The organism is Limosilactobacillus pontis DSM 8475 (genome assembly GCF_001435345.1).
Taxonomy (GTDB): domain Bacteria; phylum Bacillota; class Bacilli; order Lactobacillales; family Lactobacillaceae; genus Limosilactobacillus; species Limosilactobacillus pontis.
This window is the reverse complement of sequence record NZ_AZGO01000002.1, coordinates 1-21640: the sequence shown is the minus strand read 5'-3', so window position 1 is coordinate 21640 and position 21640 is coordinate 1. Positions and strand designations below refer to the sequence as shown.

General features: G+C 55.2%; 15 protein-coding genes and 4 pseudogenes. 8 read left to right on the top strand and 11 right to left on the bottom strand.

All coding sequences use genetic code 11. The annotated features are described in order from the left end of the window. Positions 1 to 7: 7 nt before the first annotated feature. From FD34_RS00110 to gtfA, 3 genes and pseudogenes are all read left to right on the top strand, one after another. Positions 8 to 851: pseudogene (locus tag FD34_RS00110) on the top strand (aldo/keto reductase). Positions 852 to 1118: 267 nt separating this feature from the next. Further along, entirely contained in the window at positions 1119 to 2333 is a 1215-nt protein-coding gene (locus FD34_RS00105; protein WP_057805549.1) for an MFS transporter, read from the top strand. A gap of 28 nt (positions 2334 to 2361) precedes the next feature. Beyond that, the gene (gtfA, locus tag FD34_RS00100) at positions 2362 to 3819 is read left to right on the top strand and encodes a sucrose phosphorylase (RefSeq protein ID WP_057805547.1); all 1458 of its coding nucleotides are present in this window, start codon (positions 2362 to 2364) and stop codon (positions 3817 to 3819) included. Between the two features lie 142 nt (positions 3820 to 3961). Here gtfA and FD34_RS00095 read toward each other — a convergent pair whose 3' ends face one another. Beyond that, the gene (locus FD34_RS00095; protein ID WP_057805545.1) at positions 3962 to 5302 is read right to left on the bottom strand and encodes a M20 family metallopeptidase; all 1341 of its coding nucleotides are present in this window, start codon (positions 5300 to 5302) and stop codon (positions 3962 to 3964) included. A 15-nt stretch (positions 5303 to 5317) separates the two neighbouring features. Then, positions 5318 to 6796, bottom strand: coding sequence for a YfcC family protein (locus FD34_RS00090; RefSeq protein ID WP_420814152.1), 1479 nt, complete (start codon positions 6794 to 6796; stop codon positions 5318 to 5320). 231 nt (positions 6797 to 7027) lie between these two features. Between FD34_RS00090 and FD34_RS00085 the strand changes: the two are divergent. The 3 genes and pseudogenes from FD34_RS00085 (at position 7028) to FD34_RS00075 (ending at position 10165) form a co-directional block, all read left to right on the top strand. Further along, a pseudogene (locus tag FD34_RS00085) lies at positions 7028 to 7976 on the top strand (Dyp-type peroxidase). 254 nt (positions 7977 to 8230) lie between these two features. After that, positions 8231 to 9700 (top strand): ribosomal protection-like ABC-F family protein, encoded by a 1470-nt coding sequence (abc-f, locus tag FD34_RS00080; RefSeq protein WP_057805541.1) that lies wholly within the window; start codon positions 8231 to 8233, stop codon positions 9698 to 9700. Between the two features lie 63 nt (positions 9701 to 9763). Further along, positions 9764 to 10165, top strand: a complete 402-nt coding sequence (locus FD34_RS00075; RefSeq protein WP_235805940.1) for a GNAT family N-acetyltransferase — start codon at positions 9764 to 9766, stop codon at positions 10163 to 10165. A 45-nt stretch (positions 10166 to 10210) separates the two neighbouring features. On the opposite strand, the gene FD34_RS00070 is transcribed toward FD34_RS00075, so the two are convergent. Continuing rightward, the gene (locus FD34_RS00070) at positions 10211 to 10921 is read right to left on the bottom strand and encodes an alpha/beta hydrolase (RefSeq protein ID WP_057805537.1); all 711 of its coding nucleotides are present in this window, start codon (positions 10919 to 10921) and stop codon (positions 10211 to 10213) included. Positions 10922 to 11084: 163 nt separating this feature from the next. Between FD34_RS00070 and FD34_RS00065 the strand changes: the two are divergent. Continuing rightward, a pseudogene (locus tag FD34_RS00065) lies at positions 11085 to 12113 on the top strand (YeiH family protein). Positions 12114 to 12172: 59 nt separating this feature from the next. On the opposite strand, the gene FD34_RS00060 reads toward FD34_RS00065, so the two are convergent. Genes FD34_RS00060 through FD34_RS00045 form a run of 4 tightly spaced genes read right to left on the bottom strand, consistent with a single transcriptional unit; the run spans position 12173 to position 15714 of the window. Further along, entirely contained in the window at positions 12173 to 12985 is an 813-nt protein-coding gene (locus tag FD34_RS00060) for an aldo/keto reductase (RefSeq protein ID WP_057805575.1), read from the bottom strand. 20 nt (positions 12986 to 13005) lie between these two features. Further along, a complete protein-coding gene (locus FD34_RS00055) occupies positions 13006 to 13698 on the bottom strand; it encodes a class I SAM-dependent methyltransferase (protein ID WP_057805535.1) in 693 nt (230 codons plus the stop codon). An 11-nt stretch (positions 13699 to 13709) separates the two neighbouring features. Continuing rightward, positions 13710 to 14378: a potassium channel family protein gene (locus FD34_RS00050; protein WP_057805533.1), complete on the bottom strand. Its 669-nt coding sequence runs from the start codon at positions 14376 to 14378 to the stop codon at positions 13710 to 13712. Then, positions 14371 to 15714 carry a TrkH family potassium uptake protein gene (locus FD34_RS00045; protein WP_057805531.1) on the bottom strand — a complete coding sequence of 448 codons (1344 nt, stop codon included), beginning with the start codon at positions 15712 to 15714 and terminating at the stop codon, positions 14371 to 14373. Before FD34_RS00045 ends, FD34_RS00050 begins: the two co-directional genes overlap by 8 nt. Positions 15715 to 15863: 149 nt before the next feature. Here FD34_RS00045 and FD34_RS00040 point away from each other — a divergent pair. Next, positions 15864 to 17638: pseudogene (locus FD34_RS00040) on the top strand (oleate hydratase). Between the two features lie 324 nt (positions 17639 to 17962). Here the strand turns inward: FD34_RS00040 and FD34_RS00035 are convergent. The 4 genes from FD34_RS00035 to efp all read right to left on the bottom strand — a co-directional run bounded on the left by FD34_RS00035 (position 17963) and on the right by efp (position 21319). After that, the gene (locus FD34_RS00035; RefSeq protein WP_152936768.1) at positions 17963 to 18835 is read right to left on the bottom strand and encodes an alpha/beta hydrolase; all 873 of its coding nucleotides are present in this window, start codon (positions 18833 to 18835) and stop codon (positions 17963 to 17965) included. After that, complete coding sequence (locus tag FD34_RS00030) at positions 18819 to 20009, bottom strand: ATP-binding protein (RefSeq protein WP_083479734.1); 1191 nt, start codon at positions 20007 to 20009, stop codon at positions 18819 to 18821. The genes FD34_RS00035 and FD34_RS00030 overlap by 17 nt, the downstream gene beginning before the upstream one ends. A gap of 92 nt (positions 20010 to 20101) precedes the next feature. Further along, positions 20102 to 20632: a GNAT family N-acetyltransferase gene (locus FD34_RS00025; RefSeq protein ID WP_057805527.1), complete on the bottom strand. Its 531-nt coding sequence runs from the start codon at positions 20630 to 20632 to the stop codon at positions 20102 to 20104. 129 nt (positions 20633 to 20761) lie between these two features. Then, a complete protein-coding gene (efp, locus tag FD34_RS00020) occupies positions 20762 to 21319 on the bottom strand; it encodes an elongation factor P (RefSeq protein WP_057805525.1) in 558 nt (185 codons plus the stop codon). Positions 21320 to 21640 lie beyond the last annotated feature (321 nt).

Genomic DNA, 21640 nt, shown 5'->3' with positions numbered 1-21640 from the left:
ACAATTTATGAATGTTAAAGATAACTGGGTAAAGCTCGCGGACGGTAACCAAATGCCGCAGGAAGGTTTCGGCCTTTACAAGGTTGACGGCCAGGAAACGATGACCAATGCCATCAAGGATGCCTACTCAACGGGGTATCGGCTCTTTGATACCGCCCAGCTCTATGGCAATGAGGCCGCGGCCGGGACCGCCTTCAAGGACTTGCGAATCCCCCGGGACCAGTTTTTCCTTACTACTAAAGTCGCCGAAGATAACCAGGGATATGACCAGACAATTCAATCAGTCAAGGAATCACTGAAGAGGTTACAGACAGACTATGTTGACCTCCTGCTTATTCACTGGCCGATCGAACAACACTTCTTTGAAACCTGGCGGGCCTTTGAGGACCTGAAACGGGCCGGGATGGCCAAGTCGATCGGGGTTAGCAACTATCAGATGATCCACCTCCAGTACCTGGCCATTAAGGCTCACGAGATGCCGGTAGTCGATCAGGTCGAGTTGCACCCGCTCCTCACCCAAAAACCTTTGCTCCAGTTCAACCATGACCACCAGATTATCACTCAGGCCTGGAGTCCCTTAGGCCGGGGAGCCGTCCTCAGTGAGCCAGTCCTAAAGCAAATCGGTGCTGCCCACGGTAAGTCACCGGCCCAGGTAATCCTACGTTGGCACCTGCAAAATGGGGTCTCCTTCATTCCAAAGGTCGGTCCACGCTGACCGGATCCAGCAAAACGCCGATATCTACGACTTTGAACTATCGGCAGATGAGATGCGCCAGGTTGACGCCCTCAACAACTACCAGCGGACCGGTCGTGAACCAGAACTGACTTATGAATACGACCGTCAGTACTAACACTAAATTAACTGCGCACGATCAAGTACGATCGACGCAGTTTTTATTTTCCTTCGTTACGTCGTTCACATTAATAGGATGAACCTAATCGCAGCAAGCTTACATTATGTTTTCATAAAAGAGCGAACCCACCTCAATGAAAATGATTACAAAACGTTTTGATAAACGTTTGACATTATGATGGAGGCATAGTATATTATTCACGTAGTCAAAATGATAAACGTTTATCATTTTGCCACAAGTAAGAAAGAAAGCGGAATTGAGAATATGAATAACAAGCATTCCATGATTACCAAGCTAGCGTTCCTGTCAGTCTCATTCATGATCACCAGTGCTTACGCGATCCAGGGTTCCCTGCCGCAACTCAAGGCGGCCTTGGGAATCACCCAGACCCAGTCCGAGTACCTGGTAACCACCCCGTCCTTTGCCGTTATGATCTTCGTGGTCCTCTCCCCACTCATCCAGGAGTGGTTCCACATCTCCGATAAGAAGATCATCATGGCTGGGGTCACGATTGTCGGCATCGCTGGGCTAGTCCCACTGTTCGTCAACAACTACATGACGATCCTGGTCTCCCGGCTGGTCCTGGGGGCCGGCTACGGACTCTATAACTCCCAGGCCATCTCGATGATCGCTGTCTGGTACGACGGCACGGAGCGGGCCCAGATGCTGGGCTGGCGGGCCGCCGCCGAGCAGATCGGTCAGGCCGCCACACTGACTATCGCGGGGTTGATCCTGAGCTACGCCGGTTGGCACCAGTCCTTTGCGGTTTACGCCCTAGCCTTCGTCGTTCTGGTCTTCTTCGCACTCCGGGTTCCCGACGATAGTCAGGCCCAGGGCCAGGAAGTCGACGAAGATAACCTAGCAGAGGACCTTGGGGAAGACGAGAACCAGACGATCACCAAGATCAGTCCGGTAGTCTACCTGCTCGTTCTCTTTGCATTCCTGCTGGTCGTGGACTATGTTGGAATGGAGAACCGTTTCCCTGGTCTGGCCGTGGCCATCAACGGTAGCCACTACACCGGTTCCTCAATGTTTCTGTCCTTGATGCTGATCGGCGCCACGCTGGGTGGGATCTGCTATGGTACCATCCAGAAGCACCTGGGCTTTGGGACCGTCTACCTGGGGTTAGGGCTGATGGCCCTGTCCAACTTCCTGTTCGGCTTTGCCGGCCATAACTACTTCCTGATGGTGGCCGGCCTGCTGCTGATTGGGTTCCCACTCCAGCTGGTTTCACCGCTGATCTTCAACCTCCTGCCGGACCTGGCGCCTGCTAACCGGCAGCCGTTGGTTACCTCCCTGTGCCTGATCGGTTTCAACTTTGGGGCCTTCTTCTCCCCAACGATTGCCGAATGGACCAACCACCTGTTGGGTCAGCCACTGTCCGGAATGGGGCTGGCAGCACCATTCCCGATCTACGGGGTGGGGTTGATCATCATCGCCCTGATTATTTTCTTTGCTACTCGTCACACTGCTCACTAGTAATCTAACTTAATTTGGAGGTCTTATTATGCCAATTCAAAACAAAGCAATGTTAATCACCTATTCCGATTCCATGGCTAAGAACATCAAGGAAACCCACGAAGTCCTGAAGGAATACATCGGCGATGCCATCGGCGGTGTCCACCTCCTGCCATTCTTCCCATCTACCGGTGACCGTGGTTTTGCCCCATACCGTTACGACGTGGTTGACTCCGCGTTCGGTGACTGGGATGACGTTGAAGCCCTTGGCAAGGACTACTACCTGATGTTTGACTTCATGATCAACCACATCTCCAAGAAGTCCGTGATGTATCAAGACTTCAAGAAGAACCACGATGATTCCAAGTATAACGACTTCTTCATCCGTTGGGAAAAGTTCTGGGAAGCTGCCGGTAAGGGCCGTCCAACCCAAAAGGACATCGACATGATCTACAAGCGCAAGGACCGGGCCCCAGAACAGGAAATCGAATTCGCCGACGGGACTAAGGAACACCTTTGGAACACCTTTGGCGAGGAACAGATCGACATCAACGTCAAGAGCAAGGTCGCTAACGAATTCTTCAAGCAGACCCTGACCTCCATGGTTAAGCACGGTGCCGACCTGATCCGGCTGGACGCCTTTGCCTACGCTGTTAAGAAGGCCGACACCAACGACTTCTTCGTCGAACCAGAAATCTGGGACCTGTTGGAAGACGTTCGTAAGATTCTGGCACCTTACCAAGCCGAGATCCTGCCGGAAATCCACGAGCACTACACGATGCCACAAAAGATTTCCCAACACGACTACTTCATCTACGACTTCGTGCTGCCAATGACCACCCTCTACACCCTCTACTCTGGTAAGACCAACCGCCTGGCCAACTGGTTGAAGATGAGCCCGATGAAGCAGTTCACCACCCTGGACACCCACGACGGGATCGGGGTTGTTGACGCTAAGAACATCCTGTCTGACGACGAGATCGACTACACCTCCAAGGAACTCTACAAGGTTGGTGCCAACGTCAAGAAGAAGTACTCCAGTTCCGAATACCACAACCTGGACATCTACCAGATCAACACGACCTTCTACTCCGCCCTCGGTGACAACGATAAGGCCTACCTGATGGCCCGGGCATTCCAAATCTTCGCCCCTGGTATCCCAATGGTTTACTACGTTGGTCTGCTGGCCGGCTCAAACGACCTGGAACTCCTCGAAAAGACCAAGGAAGGCCGGAACATCAACCGTCACTACTACAGCAAGGAAGAAGTGGCCAAGGAAGTGCAACGGCCAGTAGTTAAGGACCTGTTGAGTCTGCTTTCCTGGCGGAACAAGTTCGCCGCCTTCGATCTGGATGGCTCCATCGACGTTGAAACGCCAACCGACACGACCATCAAGATCACCCGTAAGGACAAGGACGGTGCCAACGTGGCCGTCCTCGATGCCGACGCCGCTAACAAGACCTTCAAGATCATCGCAAACGGTGAAACGGTCATGGAACAAAAGTAACCCATTAATTCCTTTCCATAAACAACAAGCACACTACAATCTCTCTCAATACAATTCACTTACAATCGCTTGTTAAATACGAAACGCCGGTCAGAACCATCGCGACTCTGACCGGCGTTTTAGCATACCGTAAACTATTTAATTATTCACCATCAACGCAGAGCTTCTTGATCGCCTGGGCGTAGATCTCCATCGCCTTGAACATATCTGGCAACGGCCACTGCTCATTGGCCTGGTGCATGTAGTCCGGCGTAGTTGGCAGCATTCCCCCGAAGGCCACGCAATTGTGCATGGTCCGGGCAAAGGTCGCCCCACCAGAGATCTGTGGTGTGGCCTTGGTATCACCCGTCTGCTCCTTGTAGACGTCCATCAGGGTCTGGATCAGCTTGCTGTCCTTTGGTACGTAGAGCGGGGCAACGTAGTCAAACGGAGCGTACTTGAGGTCGTAGTCGGCAACGTTTTCGTCAAGCTTCTTCAAGAGCTTGTCCCGGTCGACGGTGACCGGAATCCGCAGGTCAATCTGCATCCGGGTCTCCTTCTCGTTAATCTCCAGACTGGAAATGTTGAAGGTCAGGTGACCAGACTCGTCCTCAACGTCACCGAGTACGTTGGTCCCGGTGGCGTCCTCCTTGAAGAGCTTGCCGATGAAGTCCAGTAGTTTGAAGTCAAAGACGTCATCAAGGGCGATCGCCAGACGGAGAACAGCGTTGGTACCCTGGGGCGCCAGCATGGCGTGGACCGACTTCCCCAGGACGGTGATCGAGTGGTCATCGCTGGTGTACTTGAAGCCGTGCTTGTCGAGAGCTGCCTTGACCTTATCTTGCTTAGGCCCGTCATAAACGGCCTTGTCCGGGACGGCGTTGAAGGCGTTCTTCAAGCTGATGTGCAGCTTATCCGTGCCAGGGCCGACCAGGTAGGCCTGCTCCAGCCCCTTCTCAGCGTAAATCAGTGGGAACTCGGCGTCCGGGGAGATCCCGCTGTCGATCTGGGACTCCTTCTTGTTGTACTGGGCGATTCCCCGCCAGAGGATCTCCTCATCGGTCCCATAGATAAAGCGGATCCGCTGGTTAAAGTGATAACCCGCGTTCATCAGGGCCTTGACCGCGTACAAGGCGGCGATCCCGGGACCCTTATCGTCCTGGGCACCTCGCCCGTAGACGGCGTTGTCGATGACGGTGCCCTTGAACGGGTCGTGTGTCCAGTTCTTGAGGTCGCCGGCCGGAACCGTGTCGAGGTGACAGATTACCCCAAAGACCTTGTCACCCGTACCGACCTCGGCGTAACCGTAGTAGCCATCTGGGTCTTCGTAGGTCTTGAAGCCCAGCTCGTCACAGATCTTCATCATTTCGTCCAGGGCGTTGCGGATCTTACAGCCAAACGGTGCCCCGTCCTCAGCCGGCTGATTGTATGACGGTACCGAAATCAGTCGTTCCAGAGCCTTAACAGCTTCTTGTTGTTCCTTCTCATTTACTAATTGTGCCATAAATACTCATCCCTTTTACAATACGGCAGCAACACCTAAGAATACACAGGTAACAATAAATAGGTAGATCATCAACTTGAGCATCCACTTCCACCAAACACTGACGTTGACATGAGCGATGGCCAGGGCCCCCATTACGATCCCGGAGGTTGGCGTGATCAGGTTGACCCAGCCAGAGGCAGCCTGGTAAGCCGTGATAACCAGACTACCGGAGACGTGGGCAAAGTGACCCAGTGGGCCGATGATCCCCATGGTTGCGGCGGCCAGTCCAGAGGTCGATGGAATCAGGAATGACATTGGAATGTAGAAGATGTAGGTCAGGATGATGAAGACACTCTGTGAGAGCCCATGCAGGCCCATTTCACCCCAATGCAGGACGGTCCCGGTAATCATCCCGTTGTTCATGACCACTTGGATCCCACGCGCAACAGCCACGATGATGGCAACGCTCAGGAAGTCGGCCATTCCCTTCATGAAGGCGTCCATGAATTCGCCCTCCTTCATGTGGTAGACCCACATGATCACAACGGACATGAAGAGGAAGAGCATCGTGATTTCGTTAAAGTACCAGGTCCCCAATGGCGCCATATCGTGCCCCAAAAGGTTACCCAGGAATGGAATCCCGGTCAACCACTTGGTAAAGGTATCAAAGAATGTCCAGTGGCTGTTCAGGTTGGTCCACGGGATCAGCCCGAGGATCATGATGACGAAGGTCAATCCGAAGAGCCAGATAACAGCCTTCTGGCGGCCGGTCATCTGGTGGTCATCATCGGTCCGCGCCTTGATGGCAAACCGCTTCTCGTCTTCGGCCCGCTGGTCATAGATCAGTGACTTAGTCGGGTCCTTCTGGATAACGGAAGCGTAGTGGTAGACGTAGATGATGCTGACGGCGGTCGTGATAATCAGCAAAAGCAACCGGGAACCGAGGCCATCACCAGGTGAAATATTCAAAGTTTGTGATGCAACCCCGGTAGCGAATGGGTTGACAGTCGAGGCCAGGCACCCAACCTGGGTCCCGACCAAGGCAATCGCCACGGCAACTAGCGAGTCAAAGCCAACCCCCATCATGACGGGAATCAGCAGTGGGTAGAAGGCAATCGTCTCCTCACCCATTCCGTAGGTGGAACCACCGATGGCAAACAGGATCATCAGGATCGGAATCAGTTGCTTCTCCCGGCCCTTGTAACGCCGGACAATCGAGCTGATCCCTTCATTAAGGGCGTCAGTCTTGTTCACAACCCCCAAGAAGCCCCCGATGACCAGGATGAACAGGGAGACGGAGATCGCCCCCTCCGTCTTCTTGTCCCCGACCATCCCGATGACCGGCGCCATGAAGACATCCCAGATCCCCTGCGGCTTGCTGGAAACCGCCTTGTAGGTTCCAGAGATGATGTTGCCGGCCTTATCAGTAGCGTAGGTCCCGGCTGGAATAATCCAGGTCAGGATGGCAATAATGACAATAATAATGAACAAGATCGTATAAGCAGACGGCATATGGAACCGGTGCTTTTTCTTCGTTTCTTGCAAATTCCTCACCCCAAATCTGCCAAATAAAAAAGTCCAATACGAAAAATCGTAAAATATTTCACATTTTTATTGTAGCTTTATTTGTAAACGGCTTCAATATTAAATAGACAGATTGCCGGATCTAATCCAGTAGGGTCAGATAACAGATGCTATAATAAAATTGTTGATAAACTTTATTTTTTGAGAGGGGATCTTACTATGACCATGAACCCAAACCAAGCACAGGACGTCTGGAAGGACGCCGGTGAACACGTCCAGTTCACCGTACTGGAGTTAAAGCGTGAGGACCAGGCCAAGGAGCAAGCCGCCATCGAGGAATTTGTCGACCGCTACCAGGCCATCGTCCGTTCACTCCGTATCCGTGACAACCGGGGTAACCTGAAGGCCTCCCTGGGCTTTTCTAACGCCGCCTGGGATTACCTTTTCCCTGACGCGCCAAAGCCCAAGGAACTGGAAACCTATAAGACGATCAGCGGGGATAAGTACGCCATGCCCGCCACTGAAGGGGACATCTTCCTCCATATTCGGGCCAACGATGAGGCCGCAGTCTACGAACTGATGGCCCAGTGCATGCTCTTCCTAAAGGATTACACCACCGTTGTCGATGAGACCAAGGGCTTTCGTTACTTCGAGGGCCGGGCGATCATCGGTTTCATTGATGGTACCGAGGCCCCCCAGGTCGAGGACGCCGCTGAATACGCCATCGTCGGTGATGAGGATCCGTTCTTTGAAAACGGCTCCTACGCCTTTGCCCAGAAGTGGCGACACCACATGGACATCTGGAACAAACTAACCACTGAGGACCAGGAGAAGGCAGTCGGCCGCAAGAAGTCCAGCGATCTGGAACTGAAAGACGCTGAGAAGTTCAAAAACGCCCACAACGTTGCCTCCCAAAGCCAAGATCAACGGGGTTGAGCAGAAGATCGTCCGGATGAACGTACCGTACTCCGACCCGGCTGTTGGGATCACCGGGACCTACTTCATCGGCTACGCCCGCCACTGGACGGTCACCAAGAAGATGCTGGAGAACATGATCGAGAAGCACGACTACCTCCTCTCCTTCTCCGACATCCTATCCGGCCAGCTCTTCTTCATCCCGTCCCGGCCACTGCTTGACAAGATTGCCGATGGTGAACTGAGTAAGTAGTTGACACGCCCCGCGGGCTCCTGCTATACTACGGTCAGCAAATTTAACGGAGGGATCAACCATTGAAGTTCTAATTCTACACAAATTAATGCATCGTTTGTTCATCGACACGACAAAGGATGCCCGGGTAGAATTAAATTTCAATCATTGATCAGCAAATTGTGGCAAAGTATGTCTTTTTGCTCACTTTAAAAGGTCTACCCGGGTGGTGGGCCTTTTTTCGTGTCTGTATTCCGAAAGGAACGTGATCTGAAATGGGAAACATCACCATTAAGCAACTCAACTTCGCCTATCCGGGGCAGGAGCCGCTTTTCACTGATTGTCAACTGGCCATTGACGGCAGCTGGAAACTGGGCCTCCTCGGGAGAAACGGCCGAGGGAAGACGACCCTGATGAAGATCCTGATGGGTCAACTCGACTACCAAGGATGGGTAGCGAGCAATCTTCCCTTCGCCTACTTTCCCCAGGCGGTAACCGACCCGACTGCCTTTGCCTGGGACAACCTCAGCGCAGGCACCCCACAGTTGGAAGAGTGGCAAGTCGAACGGGAACTCAACCTGATGGGCGTCGACCCGGTCCTTCTCTGGCAGCCGTTTGCAACCCTCAGCGGCGGGGAACAGACCAAGGTCCTGCTGGCCGCCCTCTTCGCCCAACCCGGGGTCTTTCCCCTCCTGGACGAGCCGACCAACCACCTCGATACGCGGGGCCGGCAAGAGGTCGCCGCTTACCTACGAGCCAAGCACCAGGGCTTCATCATCACCAGCCACGACCAGGCCTTCCTCGACCGGTTGATCGACCACACCCTGGTGATTGAGCGTCACCAGCTGGTCCTGGAACGGGGCAACTATTCCACCTACTTCGCCCAAAAGAAGCGCCGCAACCAGACGGCAATCGCCACTAATGACCGTCTCCACGCCGATATCCAACGCCTCCACGCCGCCAAGCAGCAGCGCCTCCAGTGGCCACAACGCGCCGAGGGCGAAAAGCGCCACAACGCCCACGCTGACAAGGGTTTCATCGGGGCCAAGGCCGCCAAGATGATGAAGAAGTCGCAAACGATGGCCCACCGGCTCGACCAGGTCGCCGCGGCCAAGACCGGCCTCCTCCAGGAAGTCGAGACCGTCGCCCCACTGACCACCAACCAGCAGTCCAGCTACCACCAGACCCTGTTGACCCTCGAGCAGGTCGGGATCACCCTGCCCGGACGCCAAGTCTTCACCGACCTCTCCCTGACGGTCAAGCAGGGCGAGTGTGTCCTGCTGACTGGGGACAACGGCAGCGGGAAGTCCACCCTGATCAAGGCGATCCTCGGCCAACCGGTCGGGCAAGTCAGCGGAACGATCACCCTGGCCCACGGGACAACGGTCAGCCTGGTCCGCCAACACTACACCGACCAGCGCGGCAGCCTCACCGCCTACGCCCACCGCAACCACCTACCGGTCGACCAGCTGCTCAACACCCTAAAGAAACTGGGGATGGAACGGGCCAGCTTCACCACTCCGCTCGACCAGCTGAGCATGGGTCAGCAGAAGAAGGTCGAGCTCGCCCGGTCGCTTCTGACCCCCGCCCAACTCTACATCTGGGACGAACCGCTCAACTACCTGGACACCTACAACCAGGGCCAGTTGATCCAGCTCATCCAGACGGCGCACCCAGCGATGCTGATTATCGAGCACGACCAGCATTTCATTGCCGAGGTGGCAACCAAACGCGTTACAATTTAGGTATTCTATGAAAAGAAGGCAGAAAACATGTGGCAAAGACGCGCATTTGACGACCTATCAACCATGAAACTATTCGAAATCTACAAGCTCCGCGACGAGGTTTTCACCGTCGAGCAGCAGCGAATCCACAACGACATCGACGACAACGACCTCAAGGCGATCCACGTCTATGACGAACTGGACGGCCAGGTTGCCGCCTACTCCCGAGTCTACCTGAAGGCGCCCGGCCTGGTCACCTTCGGCCGGGTGGTCACCGCTCCCAACTTCCGCGGCCGCGGACTGGGTAATGAACTTCTCCCCCAGATCATGGATACCATCCGTGATTATTTCCCGGGAAATAAGATCGAGATCGACGCCCAGGTCCAGGTGGAGGGCTACTACCAAAAATTTGGCTTCCACAGTGAGGGCGAACCCTATATCCACGTATCGACGCCCCACATCAAGATGGTCCATGCGGCCCTATAAAAACTAAAGGATCGACCGGCTGAAACGCTGATCGATCCTTTTTAATTATTTAAGGTTGCCTAGCCACTCCAAAAAAAGCGGGAACCACCGGCTCATGTGGCGGTCGACCCGGTCCCGGTTGACGATCCCGGTATACTTGTTAGCCAGGGCGATCCCGTGGTTGCCGGTCCCAAACTCGTGAAGTTCAAACGGTACCCCGTGCTGGGCCAGGGCCGTCACGTAGGCGTTGATATGATCCAGATAGGGGGTCAGGCCGTCGTTGACCGACCCCCAGACAAAGGTGGCCGGGGTCCGGTCCGTCACCAGTTGGCTGACGTCCTCGGTGGTGACCCCCATCCGTTCGTCAATGGTTGGTTTGATCACCGGGTAGCCCAGGGCGGCAAAACGTGCCTTGGTCCCTGACTGGTTGCTGTAGGCCGCCGCTAACTGGCCACCGGCCGAGAAGCCGAGGATCCCCAGTCGTTCCGGGTCAACCCCCAGCTCGTCCGCATGGGCCACGATGTAGTCAAAGGTCTGCGATATAGCCACCTTGGCTGCCTGGTAGTCACGATACTCCAGAACCGGGTAGCGAACCACAAAGCTCTGAAAGGCGTGGGTGGCAAGAGTCAGGGCCACCCGCTCGGAATCCCGCTCCTTGATCTGCTGGTAGCTGCCGCCCGGCACGATCACGACTGCCGGCAGGACCACGTCACTGGCACTATGGTAGATGTCCAGGGACGAATGGGCCTGGGCGAGTTTGACATTCCTAATCTGCATATTAATATCCCCCTCATAAAACTATTTCTCCCTATTCTACCCCGGGGCCGACGAAAATGCCCAATGGAAAGGGGTTACATGATGATTTACCCTTGCTTCTATGGGCAGCTCTGGTACAGTTAAACAGGCATTGTCATTTTTTGAGGAGGTTATTTGAAAAACAATGTCAATTATGAAGACTAAGTCATTTTGGCTAGCAGCCATCATGACGTTAATTTGCTCCGTATAGCCGGGGTATTACTGACCAAGCTCCCCTACGTCAACCTGATCGGAGCCCTGGTTCTCGCCCTATTATTGGGGATCGCCATGCAGCTAGCACCGGCACATATGCGGGCAGAAGCCAAACCGGGGGTCGGTTTCATTTCCAACAAGTTCCTGCGCCTGGGAATTATCCTGCTCGGTTTTCGGTTAAACTTGGAAACTCTGGCCGAGGCCGGGGTTAAGACCATCCTGGTGGCCGCCGTAGCCGTTACCGGAACGATCTGTTTGACCTACTGCCTCAGTCGCAAGTTCGGGGCCAGTGACGAACTGGCAATCCTCAGTGCCTGCGGGTGTGGGGTCTGTGGCGCTGCCGCCGTCATGGGGGTTTCACCACAGCTGGAAACAACCGACGAGGAACGCAAGCGTGAGGACGAGGTGCTCGCCGTCGCGGTGGTCTGCGTGATGGGGACTGTCTTTACCCTGATCGAAATCGGGATCAAGCCCCTTCTCCACCTGACCGATCCACAGTTTGGGATCGTCGCCGGGGGATCCCTTCACGAAATCGCTCACGCGGTGGCAGCCGGGGGGCCTTCGGTGAGGAGAGCCTGGACAACGCCCTGATCATGAAGCTGTCCCGGGTTCTCCTGCTGGACCGGTGGCCCTGATCGTCGGCTACTGGTACCAACACCGTCTGGTCAAAGAGAGTGAGGAAGACCACACGGCAGCCCCAAAGAAGCTGCCAATCCCGTGGTTCCTCGGTGGTTTCATCCTGACCAGTATTCTGGGGACCTTCCTGCCGTTCTCCGCAGCGGCCCTGGATGTCCTGGTTCAGGCCGCCTACATCTTCCTGGGGATGGCGATGGCTGCCCTGGGCCTGTCCGTCAACTTCAAGGTAATCTTCAAGCGTGGTGGCGCGGTCTTCGGTGCCGCGGTCATCAGCTCCACCTGCCTGCTGGTCTTCATGATCATCATGAGCAAGCTGTTCTTCTAAATTAGTGCTAAAACGGCAAGGCCGTGGTCATTCGATCGCGATCTTGCCGTTTTCATGTTTTAAATTTTCTCCAATGGAACCTTCTTGGTCGGGGCCGGATACTCGCGGTCGATCATCGCCAGCTCCTGGTCCGTCAGCTTGAGGTCCATCGCCGCAATGTTGGCCTTGACGTGGTCAACCGTGGCTGCCTTGGGCAGGGTCACCAGGTTGTTGTTCCGGGTGATCCAGGCTAGCATGACCGGGTAGGGCTCGGTATCATGGGCCGCCGCGATATCCCGCAGGACCTTGGTCGGGTGGAGGTAGTTCCAGCCCACCGCGTGGAAGGGCGAGTAACCCAAAAAGCCCACCTGGTGTTTTGCTTGCCAGGGCAGGAGGTCATACTCGACTCCCCGGCTAGTCAGGTTGTAGAGGTCCTCGTTGGCAAAGCACTGGTCACCGTGGGGCACCTTGAGGAGGTCCTCCATATCCTTGACGTCGAAGTTGGAAACGCCCCAGTGGCGGATCAGGCCCTCCTGCTTGAGCTGCTCCAGGCCGGCCACCGCCTGCGTAAGGTCCGCGTTAGCCCGCCAGTGAAGGAGGTAGAGGTCCAGGTAGTCAACGCCCAGACGTTTCAGGCTCCCCTCCAGACTCCGCCGCTCCTGGTCCGGGGTGGCGTGGCTAGGCAGGACCTTAGAGATCAAGAAGACCTGCTGGCGGTCAATGTCGGTCATCCCCCACTTGATCAGCTCCTCGCTGCCCGGGTAGCTCTCGGCGGTGTCGACCACGTTGATGCCGTGCTCCAGGCCATAATGGATCGCCTCAGCCTCCTTGAAGGGACGCCGGCCGAGGTCCGCCCCGCCGATGCCGATTTGACTCAGGCGTTCACCATTCATTGTTACGTACTTCATTTTAATTACCTTCTTTGCCGAAAATGTCGTGCAACAATCAATTTGGTCGTCGTCCAGGGACCACCCCACCAGCCGTTGAAGCCGGTGTTGACCACCCGGATGTCGTTGAAGCCCAGGCTAGCCAGCATTCGCTTGTACTCCTCAACATGGCCGAAGTCAACGATTGCCATCGTCCCGTCAGCCTTGAGGACCCGGGCCGCCTCCTGGACCGACCGGTTCCGTTTCAGGGCCGGATTGATGTTGTGGAAGGCCAGGTCGACCAGGACCTTGTCAAAGCTGCGGTCCGGAAAGGTCATGTTAAAGACGTCGGTGTCCACCAACCGCACCCGGTCCGCGACCCCGGCCGCATTGACCCGGGCCTGAACAGCATGCTGGTCCTGGCGCCAGTTCCCGGTCCCGGTTACCTTGGCGGGTGCCTGAAGGTTCTTGGCCAAAAGAAGGAGGTCATTCAGGCGACCGGCGCTGAGGTCTAAGACCTGGTCATGGTCGCCAAACTCCATCCGATCCACTAGGTGCTGCCAGATCTTTAGGTGCCCGGTCGTCAGGGTGTGGACCAGGATCCCCGCCCAGGCGATCAGGAGGACCAGCCAGATCAAGTTCCAGTAGAGGTGGCTGACCAAGGTCCCGATCAAACCGAACACAACAACAAAACAAACCACCGCTAAGATGGTAACAATGTTAATTTCCCTTAATTTCATTTTGCTTTCCCCTAATTAACAATATCGTTAAGTTTCTGAATGTCCGTGAGCTTACCAACCACCGTGATCTTGTCGTGGAGCTGGATCACGTCGTTGGCCTGCGGCATCTGGTTGACCTGGTCGTCGGCACCAACGATGATAATCACATTGACGTTGTACTTATTCCGGAAATCAAGCTCATCCAAAGTTCTTCCCACAAACTTGGGATTATCAATGATGATCTCAGCCAGGGTTGTCTCCTTACTCAGGGTGACGTAATCAACGACGCTGGGATTGAGCTGCTGGAAGATTAACCGCTTGGCCAGGTCGTGCTCCGGCCGAACAACCCGGTCGGCACCGACTCGCTCCAGGACCCGGGCATGGTTGGCATTCTCGGCCCGGCAGGTTACATCCGCGGCACCAAGGTCCTTGGCAATCAGGGTTGCCATGATGCTGACCTCGATGTTCTTGCCGATCGAGATGTAGACGTGGTCAAAACTGCCGATGTCGAGTTCACGCAGGGTGTCCTCGTCCTGGGCATCCGCGGCCACCGCCCGCATAACCGAGTTGGCCAACTCGTTAATGACGTCCTCGTTGATATCAATCGCCAGGACCTCCTGACCGGCCCGGACGAGGGACTCACAGATGGAGGCCCCGAACTGGCCGATCCCGATCACGGCGTAGCTTTCTTTTTTAGCCAATTAAAACACTCTCCTCTGGATAATGGTAGCTCTTGCGCTTCGGCTGGGCATTGAAGATCGAAAACATGACCGTGTAGATGCCGACCCGGCCGATAAACATCAGAATCATAATGATGACCTGACCGATGAAATTTAGCTGGGCAGTGATCCCCAGTGAGATCCCGGTCGTTCCAAACGCCGCCACCGCCTCGAAGGTCACGTAGGCTAGCGAGTCATGCTTGGGCAGGGCCTGGGTCTCGACTAACAGGAGGATCGCCGCCAGCAGGATCACCAGGGCCACGAATAAGAGGGTCAGGGCCCGGTAGATATTCTCCTGGGTGAAGCGGCGGTGGGCAAATTCAGTATCCTTCTGTCCCCGCAGCGTGGCGATACTCTGGATAGCCAGCAGACCAACCGTGGTCGTCTTAACCCCACCGGCCGTCGATCCCGGCGTCCCCCCGATGAACATTAGGATAATCGTGAAGCTCAACCCAGCCGCGCTCAGTTTCGTGTACGGGAAGGTGATCAGCCCGGCTGTCCGGGGCGTTACTGCCATGAAGATCGTGTTCAGCAGGCGCTGGGGACTCGACAAGGTGCTGCTCAGCTGGGCCAGGTTGTGCTCGGTAATCAGGTAGACCAAAAACGATAAAATGAACAACACGGATCCGGTCCGCAACGCCAATTGGGTGTGCAGGGATAGGTGGTGGTAACGGTGGTAGCCCAGAATGTCCTTCCAGACCAGGAAACCAAAGGACCCCGCCACGATCAGGACCATCAGCACACAGAGCATGTAGGGGTCGTTGACGTAGTTCTCCATGCTGTTGCCAAAGAGATCAAAGCCGGCATTGCAGAAGGCCGAGATCGCGTGAAAGATACTATACCAGATTCCTCGCAATAAACCGTAGCGCGGGTAGAAGTCAAAGAAGAGGAAGACGGCGCCGACCAGCTGGATCAGAATCGACAGCCGGATGATCAGGTAGACCACACTCAGTTGTGAGAGGTGGTCGAGGTTGAGCGCCTCCTGGGTCAGCAGGCGGGTCGACATCCGCATCCGCCGCCGAATCATCAGTGACATCATGACGGCAAAGGTCATGAAGCCCAGGCCACCGACCTCCATCAAAACGGCAATCACCACCTGACCAAAGGGTGTCCAGTGGCCGGCGGTGCTGACCAGGGTCAACCCCGTCACACAGGTCGCGCTGGTTGACGTGAAGAAGGCCGTCATAAAGCTGGTGTGGAGGCCCGGCCGTGTCGCAAACGGCAGCAATAGCATGGCGGTCCCCAGCATGATCACCAGCAGGAAGCCAAATGTTAAAATTTTGGGGAACGAATATCGTCGTCCATTGATTTCTATCATAATTTCACCCGCACTTCTTTATCATTGTCAATTATAAGCGTTTTGGCCGCCAATTACTCCCCTTCTTATCAAGAAATTGACACTAGGAAGCGTTTACCATACAATTAAGTTGTTAGTTGTTGTGGCTCAACAGAAAGGGGTAATTCCTGATGTATCATTCTAACGGAAACTACGAAGCCTTTGCCCGGCCGCGCAAGCCAGCGGGGGCCGATAAGAAGCACGCCTACATTGTCGGGGCCGGGTTGGCTGGCCTGTCCGCCGCGGTCTTTCTGATCCGTGACGCTCAGGTACCGGGCAAGCAGATCCACATCTTCGAGGAGCTACCGATCGCCGGTGGTTCTCTGGATGGTCAGGATCGGCCAGACGTCGGCTTTGTGACCCGGGGTGGCCGGGAGATGGAAAACCACTTCGAGTGTATGTGGGACATGTACCGGTCCATCCCATCCCTGGAGATTCCGGGGGCATCATACTTGGACGAGTACTACTGGCTCGACAAGAACGACCCGAACAGTTCCAACTGCCGACTGACTTACAACCGCGGTAACGAGGTCCCATCCGATGGTAAGTACCTCCTCTCCAAGAAGGCCATCAAGGAGCTAACCAAGCTAGTGCTGACCCCTGAGGACCAACTCGGCGACCAGACGATTGGGGACTACTTCTCCGACGAATTCTTTGAAAGCAACTTCTGGACTTACTGGGCCACCATGTTTGCCTTCGAGAAGTGGCACTCCCTGGCCGAGATGCGGCGCTACATGATGCGGTTCATCCACCACATCGACGGCCTGCCGGACTTCACCGCCCTGAAGTTCAACAAGTATAACCAGTACGAGTCGATGACCAAGCCACTACTGGCCTACCTCAAGGGCCACGGCGTCCACTTCGACTATGACACCCAGGTGGAAAACGTCCTGGTTGACACCAAGGATGGCGAGAAGCACGCCAAGAAGATCGTCATGACCCAGGGGGGTGACCACAAGGAGATCGACCTGACCGACGATGACCTGGTCTTTGTCACCAACGGTTCGATCACCGAGAGCTCCAATTACGGCAGTCACCACGAAGCTGCCAAGCCAACCCGGGCCCTGGGCGGTAGCTGGAAGCTCTGGGAAAACATCGCTAAACAGTCACCGGCCTTCGGACATCCCGACGTCTTCTGCAAGAACCTGCCGGAGCGGTCCTGGTTCATCTCAGCCACGGCGACCGTCAAAACCCCCAGGTCGAACCCTACATTGAGCGGCTGACCAAGCGGGACCTCCACGACGGCAAGGTCAACACCGGTGGGATCATCACCGTCACCGACTCCAACTGGATGCTCTCCTGGGCGATCCACCGCCAGCCCCACTTCAAGAAGCAGAAGCCAAACGAGACGAGTGTCTGGATCTATGGCCTCTACTCCGATACCAAGGGGAACTACATCAAGAAGCGGATCGTCGACTGTACCGGTGAGGAGATCACCAAGGAGTGGCTCTACCACCTCGGGGTCCCAACGGCCCTGATTGACAAGCTGGCCGACGAGTCCTCGATCAATACCGTACCGGTTTACATGCCGTTTGTCACCTCCTACTTCATGCCCCGGGTCAAGGGCGACCGGCCAGCTGTCGTGCCAATCGGATCCGCCAACCTGGCCTTCATCGGTAACTTTGCCGAGTCCCCGACCCGTGACACCGTCTTCACTACCGAGTATTCGGTCCGGACCGCGATGGAAGCCGTCTACACCCTGATGAACGTTGACCGGGGTGTGCCGGAGGTCTTCAATTCGATCTACGACATCCGGACCCTGATGCGGGCGATGTACTACATGAACGACAAGAAGCCGCTGAAGGACATGGATCTGCCAATTCCAAAGCTGGTCGAAAAGCCCCTGCTCAAGAAGCTGGAGAACAACTGGATCGGCGAGCTGATGAAACAACAACACCTGCTTTAAAAGCAAAAAAGATAACCTGCGCTTACCACAACACAGGTTATCTTTTTATTTAGTGCGCTTTTAGCATGAACCACGCTCGGTAGTTGACGTTAATTGGATATAAAAGAGATGTGCGGTTCATCCTAATACTAAAGACGCTATTATTCTTAAAATAAGAGCAAATCATTCATTTGCAAGAGACATTATAAGCGTTTAGTATTGTGAAGTAAAGCACATAATTCGATTTTTTCTTTACATTTTTGTTACATCAGCACGGGTGGTTTACAGTTGTGATGCATATTTTCAATTGTGAATCGTTGGTCATCGGTAATTTTATAAATTGAATCAGCAGTTCTGCCCATAAAGAAAGCGGATTAGGTAAAAATCAACCTTTTTATTATTATGCAACCCACTGTGGTCCGCTTTAGCCCCCGTCACCCGGACCTCCCGGTAGGATCGGGCCCGAATGGCCACTAGGTAGCGCATCGCCCGCGAGGAATTGTTGGCGACCCGGCCATCGGAGTTGCTGCCATCCTGGAGGTCACCGTAGAGGTTGAGAACCCGGATGTGGCGTGGAAAACTCCCGTGTAACGGGAGAAGTTTTCGGTACTCCTTGACCTGGCGGGTCACCGGCAGGCCATCCGGCGCCAGCTGCATCGTGTTCGGGCGGTCGCGCTTGCCCAGGGCACCATTGAAGGCCCCACCGAGTGAAACCAGCCGCGCCACCCGGGGCAGTTGTGGATCGTTGGCGTTATCCATGATATAGCATAGGATCAGGAGCGGACCGCTGGAGTGGCCGACGAAGTTCACCCGACTAAAGTGGTACTGCCGCTGGAGGGCAACTACGACGTTTTTAATCCAGGCTGCTGAAATGTGGTTATCGCGCTCGTGGCTGTTCTGCAGGTTGACCTCGATAATCGGGTTGTGGGGATGAGCCGGCAAGTAGTGATTGAAGGTTACTTGGCCATCGTTGGTAACCGTTGCCAGGACAACATTGTCCGGCGTGGTGATCCCGGCGTCAATCAGGCTCCGCACCATCTTGATCTCGGAATGGTAGCTGCTTGGCATCCCGTGAACGAAAATTGTCGGGGTGGCCGTGCTGAGCTTGGCGGGGCTCTTTAACGCCGCCCAATTCTGCTGGACCGTTCCAGCAACCGTTGCCCCGGCCATCAGTAGGCAGCACAGAGCCAACTTGATCCCCCTAGTCACGGTGGCCACCGGCCTTCCGCCACTCCGGTAAGTTCACCTTCACCAGGGTCGGCGCCTCACCAAACACGCAGAGAGCCGCCTGACCAACCGACAACGCACCGGCATCCTGGAGGGTCAGCCCGGCACTGGGGAGGCTGGCTATCTCTGCCTGGTCAAGGAGACGGTGAACCAGCAGGTCACTGAATTGAGAGCGCAGACGGGCGGGGAGGTCAAGCGGGGATTGGGTCGTCAGGATCATCTTCAGGTCTAGCTTCCGGCCTTCCCGCACCAGCTGGAAGATGCCATTGTCCGCCAGGTCACGCTCGTCCTTGGGCAGGTAACGGTGGGCTTCATCAATGATTACGTTAACTGGGAAGCCGGCGTTGTCGTGGAGGCGGAGACGAAGGATTTCCTTAAGCAACAGCGAAATAATCAGGCGCTGACTCTCCTCATAGTCTTTTAGCAGCGACAGGTCGACCACCAATGTCCGGTGGCTACTCCGGTGGTGGAGGAACATCTTGAGGATGAAGTTAAGCTCACTCTTCATCGTTCCGGCGTGGTGGTCGATGTCGAAGAGGGCCCGGAAGGTGGGACTGGCCAGCTGGTCATGGATTGCCGTCAACAGTGGCCAGTAGTGGTTGATGGTGGCCCGGTCGTACTGCTGGCCCAGGCAGGTGTAATCGGCCCGGTCATCAGCGAACGGGACCACGAACTCCTCAATCAGCTGGGCGAAGAGATCCTGGACCGGGAAGTCGCTGGCCCACGCCCCCAGCTGGTTTTCGTCGGCCTGATAGTCGGCCAGGGAACGTCCCAAGCGCCGGTAAATACCCGGGGCATCCTGAATGTTGTGCTGGATCTGAAGGTCGGTGACCGCCTGCCGCAGCTTGGCTTGCAGGCCAGGATCGACCTGGAGCTGGAGGGTGGTCAATAGCTGGTCAACCGTCAGCTTCCCTGCCTCGAGGTAGCAGTTGTCGCCTAGCCGGTAGGTGATCGCGTTGGGTAGCTTGGTGTACTCACCAGTCGGGTCAAGGATGATCGCCGTCTGGTTCAGCTGCTGGAGCTGGCCCAATAACGAGAGGGTGGTCGTCGTCTTGCCGCTGCCCGTCTGCCCCACGATCAACAGGTGGTGGCTAAACAGGGTCGCGGTTAGCCGGTCCACTGCCTCTCGGTCCGTGATCGTCAAAAAATCCAGTGCTTCCTGCATGGTGATTCCCCCCTTTTCTTGTATTATCAACCGAATCTGCTGAATTTTCCAGTAAACAAAATGAGCAAGGTGTTCCCCTGCCCAATTACTCACTATTGAATTAACCAGCCCAGTGGCCAAGAAAACCAGTCGAAGATCCGGTCCACCCGCTGGCCGTTGATCTGACGCTTGGTGGCCAGGACCCGGAAGGTGACGTGCTCCTCCGGGAAGCGCTTGGTCGTCGGGTAGAAACCGTTGCGTCGGTAAAAGGCCACCCGCCGTAGCCGCTGCTGATTATTGGCGGCGCGGTCATCTGGCTCCTCAACGTCGAGGAGGAGGGAATCATCCCGGTAGTGGCGACGCAGCTGGTGGATGATCCGGCTGCCGTAGCCTTGTGACCGTACCTGGTCAGCCACCGCCAGGAAGAGGATGTAGTGGCAACCCTGGCTGTGGATCACGTAAGCAAAGCCCACAAACTGATCCTCGTCGTAGAAGGCCATGAAGTCGGCCCGCTTGAAGCGGCTCTTCAGCATTAGCCAGCTCCAGGGTTCCTGCTCGTACTTCGGGAAGGCCCGGAAGTAGAGCTGCTTTACACGTCGATAGTTATCTTGGCCCGGTCTGACGGGCTGTATGTCTAAGTCCAAGTAAAAATCACTCCTTGTGGAAGAACATTCTACCAGATCCGCCCGCCAAAGGCTAATTCTCATCGCTAAGCTTAAACTAAAAATAAAAGGCCCCGGCCGTTCACCGGGGTCTTTGTAATTATTAAAAATTTAGGCACGGGACTTGTAGCTACCATCCGTGGTGTTGATGATCAGCTTGTCGCCGTCCTTGATGAAGGCTGGGACGTTAACTACCAGACCGGTGTTCATCGTGGCTGGCTTACCACCGCCATCGATCGTGGCACCCTTGATCATTGGTTCCGTGTGGGCAACGGTCAGTTCAACCGTGGTTGGGAGGTCAACACCGATGATGTCGCCATTGACGAAGTTCAGGGTAACCTTCATGTTTTCAACCAGGTAGTTCTTGTCGTCACCGAGCAGGTCATGATTCAGCGTGTATTGGTCGTAGCTTTCCAGGTCCATGAATACCGCGTCGTCACCCTCGTCGTAGAGGTATTGGGCAGAACGCTTGTCAACGTTAACCTGTTCAACCTTTTCGGAAGGACGCATCGTGGTGTGAACGATGGAGCCAGAACGCAGGTCTTGGATGTCCATCTGCATCAGGGTGTTACCCTTACCTGGCTTGTGGTGGTTGATTTGCAGAACCTTCAGCAGCTTGCCATCACGTTCAAAGACCATACCCTTTTTCAAATCAATTGTTTGAATCATGTCAAAACTCTCCTTTGTATCTTATCTCGGTGCCATCCCAAACCGGAATTTTAAGCGGTCAGGCGATCAACCGCTACGGCCGCACCAAGCCTGATTAAATCTGCTGCCGTTTTACAGCATTCATAGTTATTGTATCACATCCTGCCCTAAAGCGTGATGTTCCGTGACAAAACGCCGCTCACCCGATTAGCTTTTTCTTAACTTACCTAAGTTTCCCCTAAGCTTTGCCTACTCGCCACCGCCTGTTCTCGTTTTTTCATATGGTGAATTGTCAAACTAAGTGCAACGGTTTGTCAAAAAATACTTCATATGGGGTTTCAT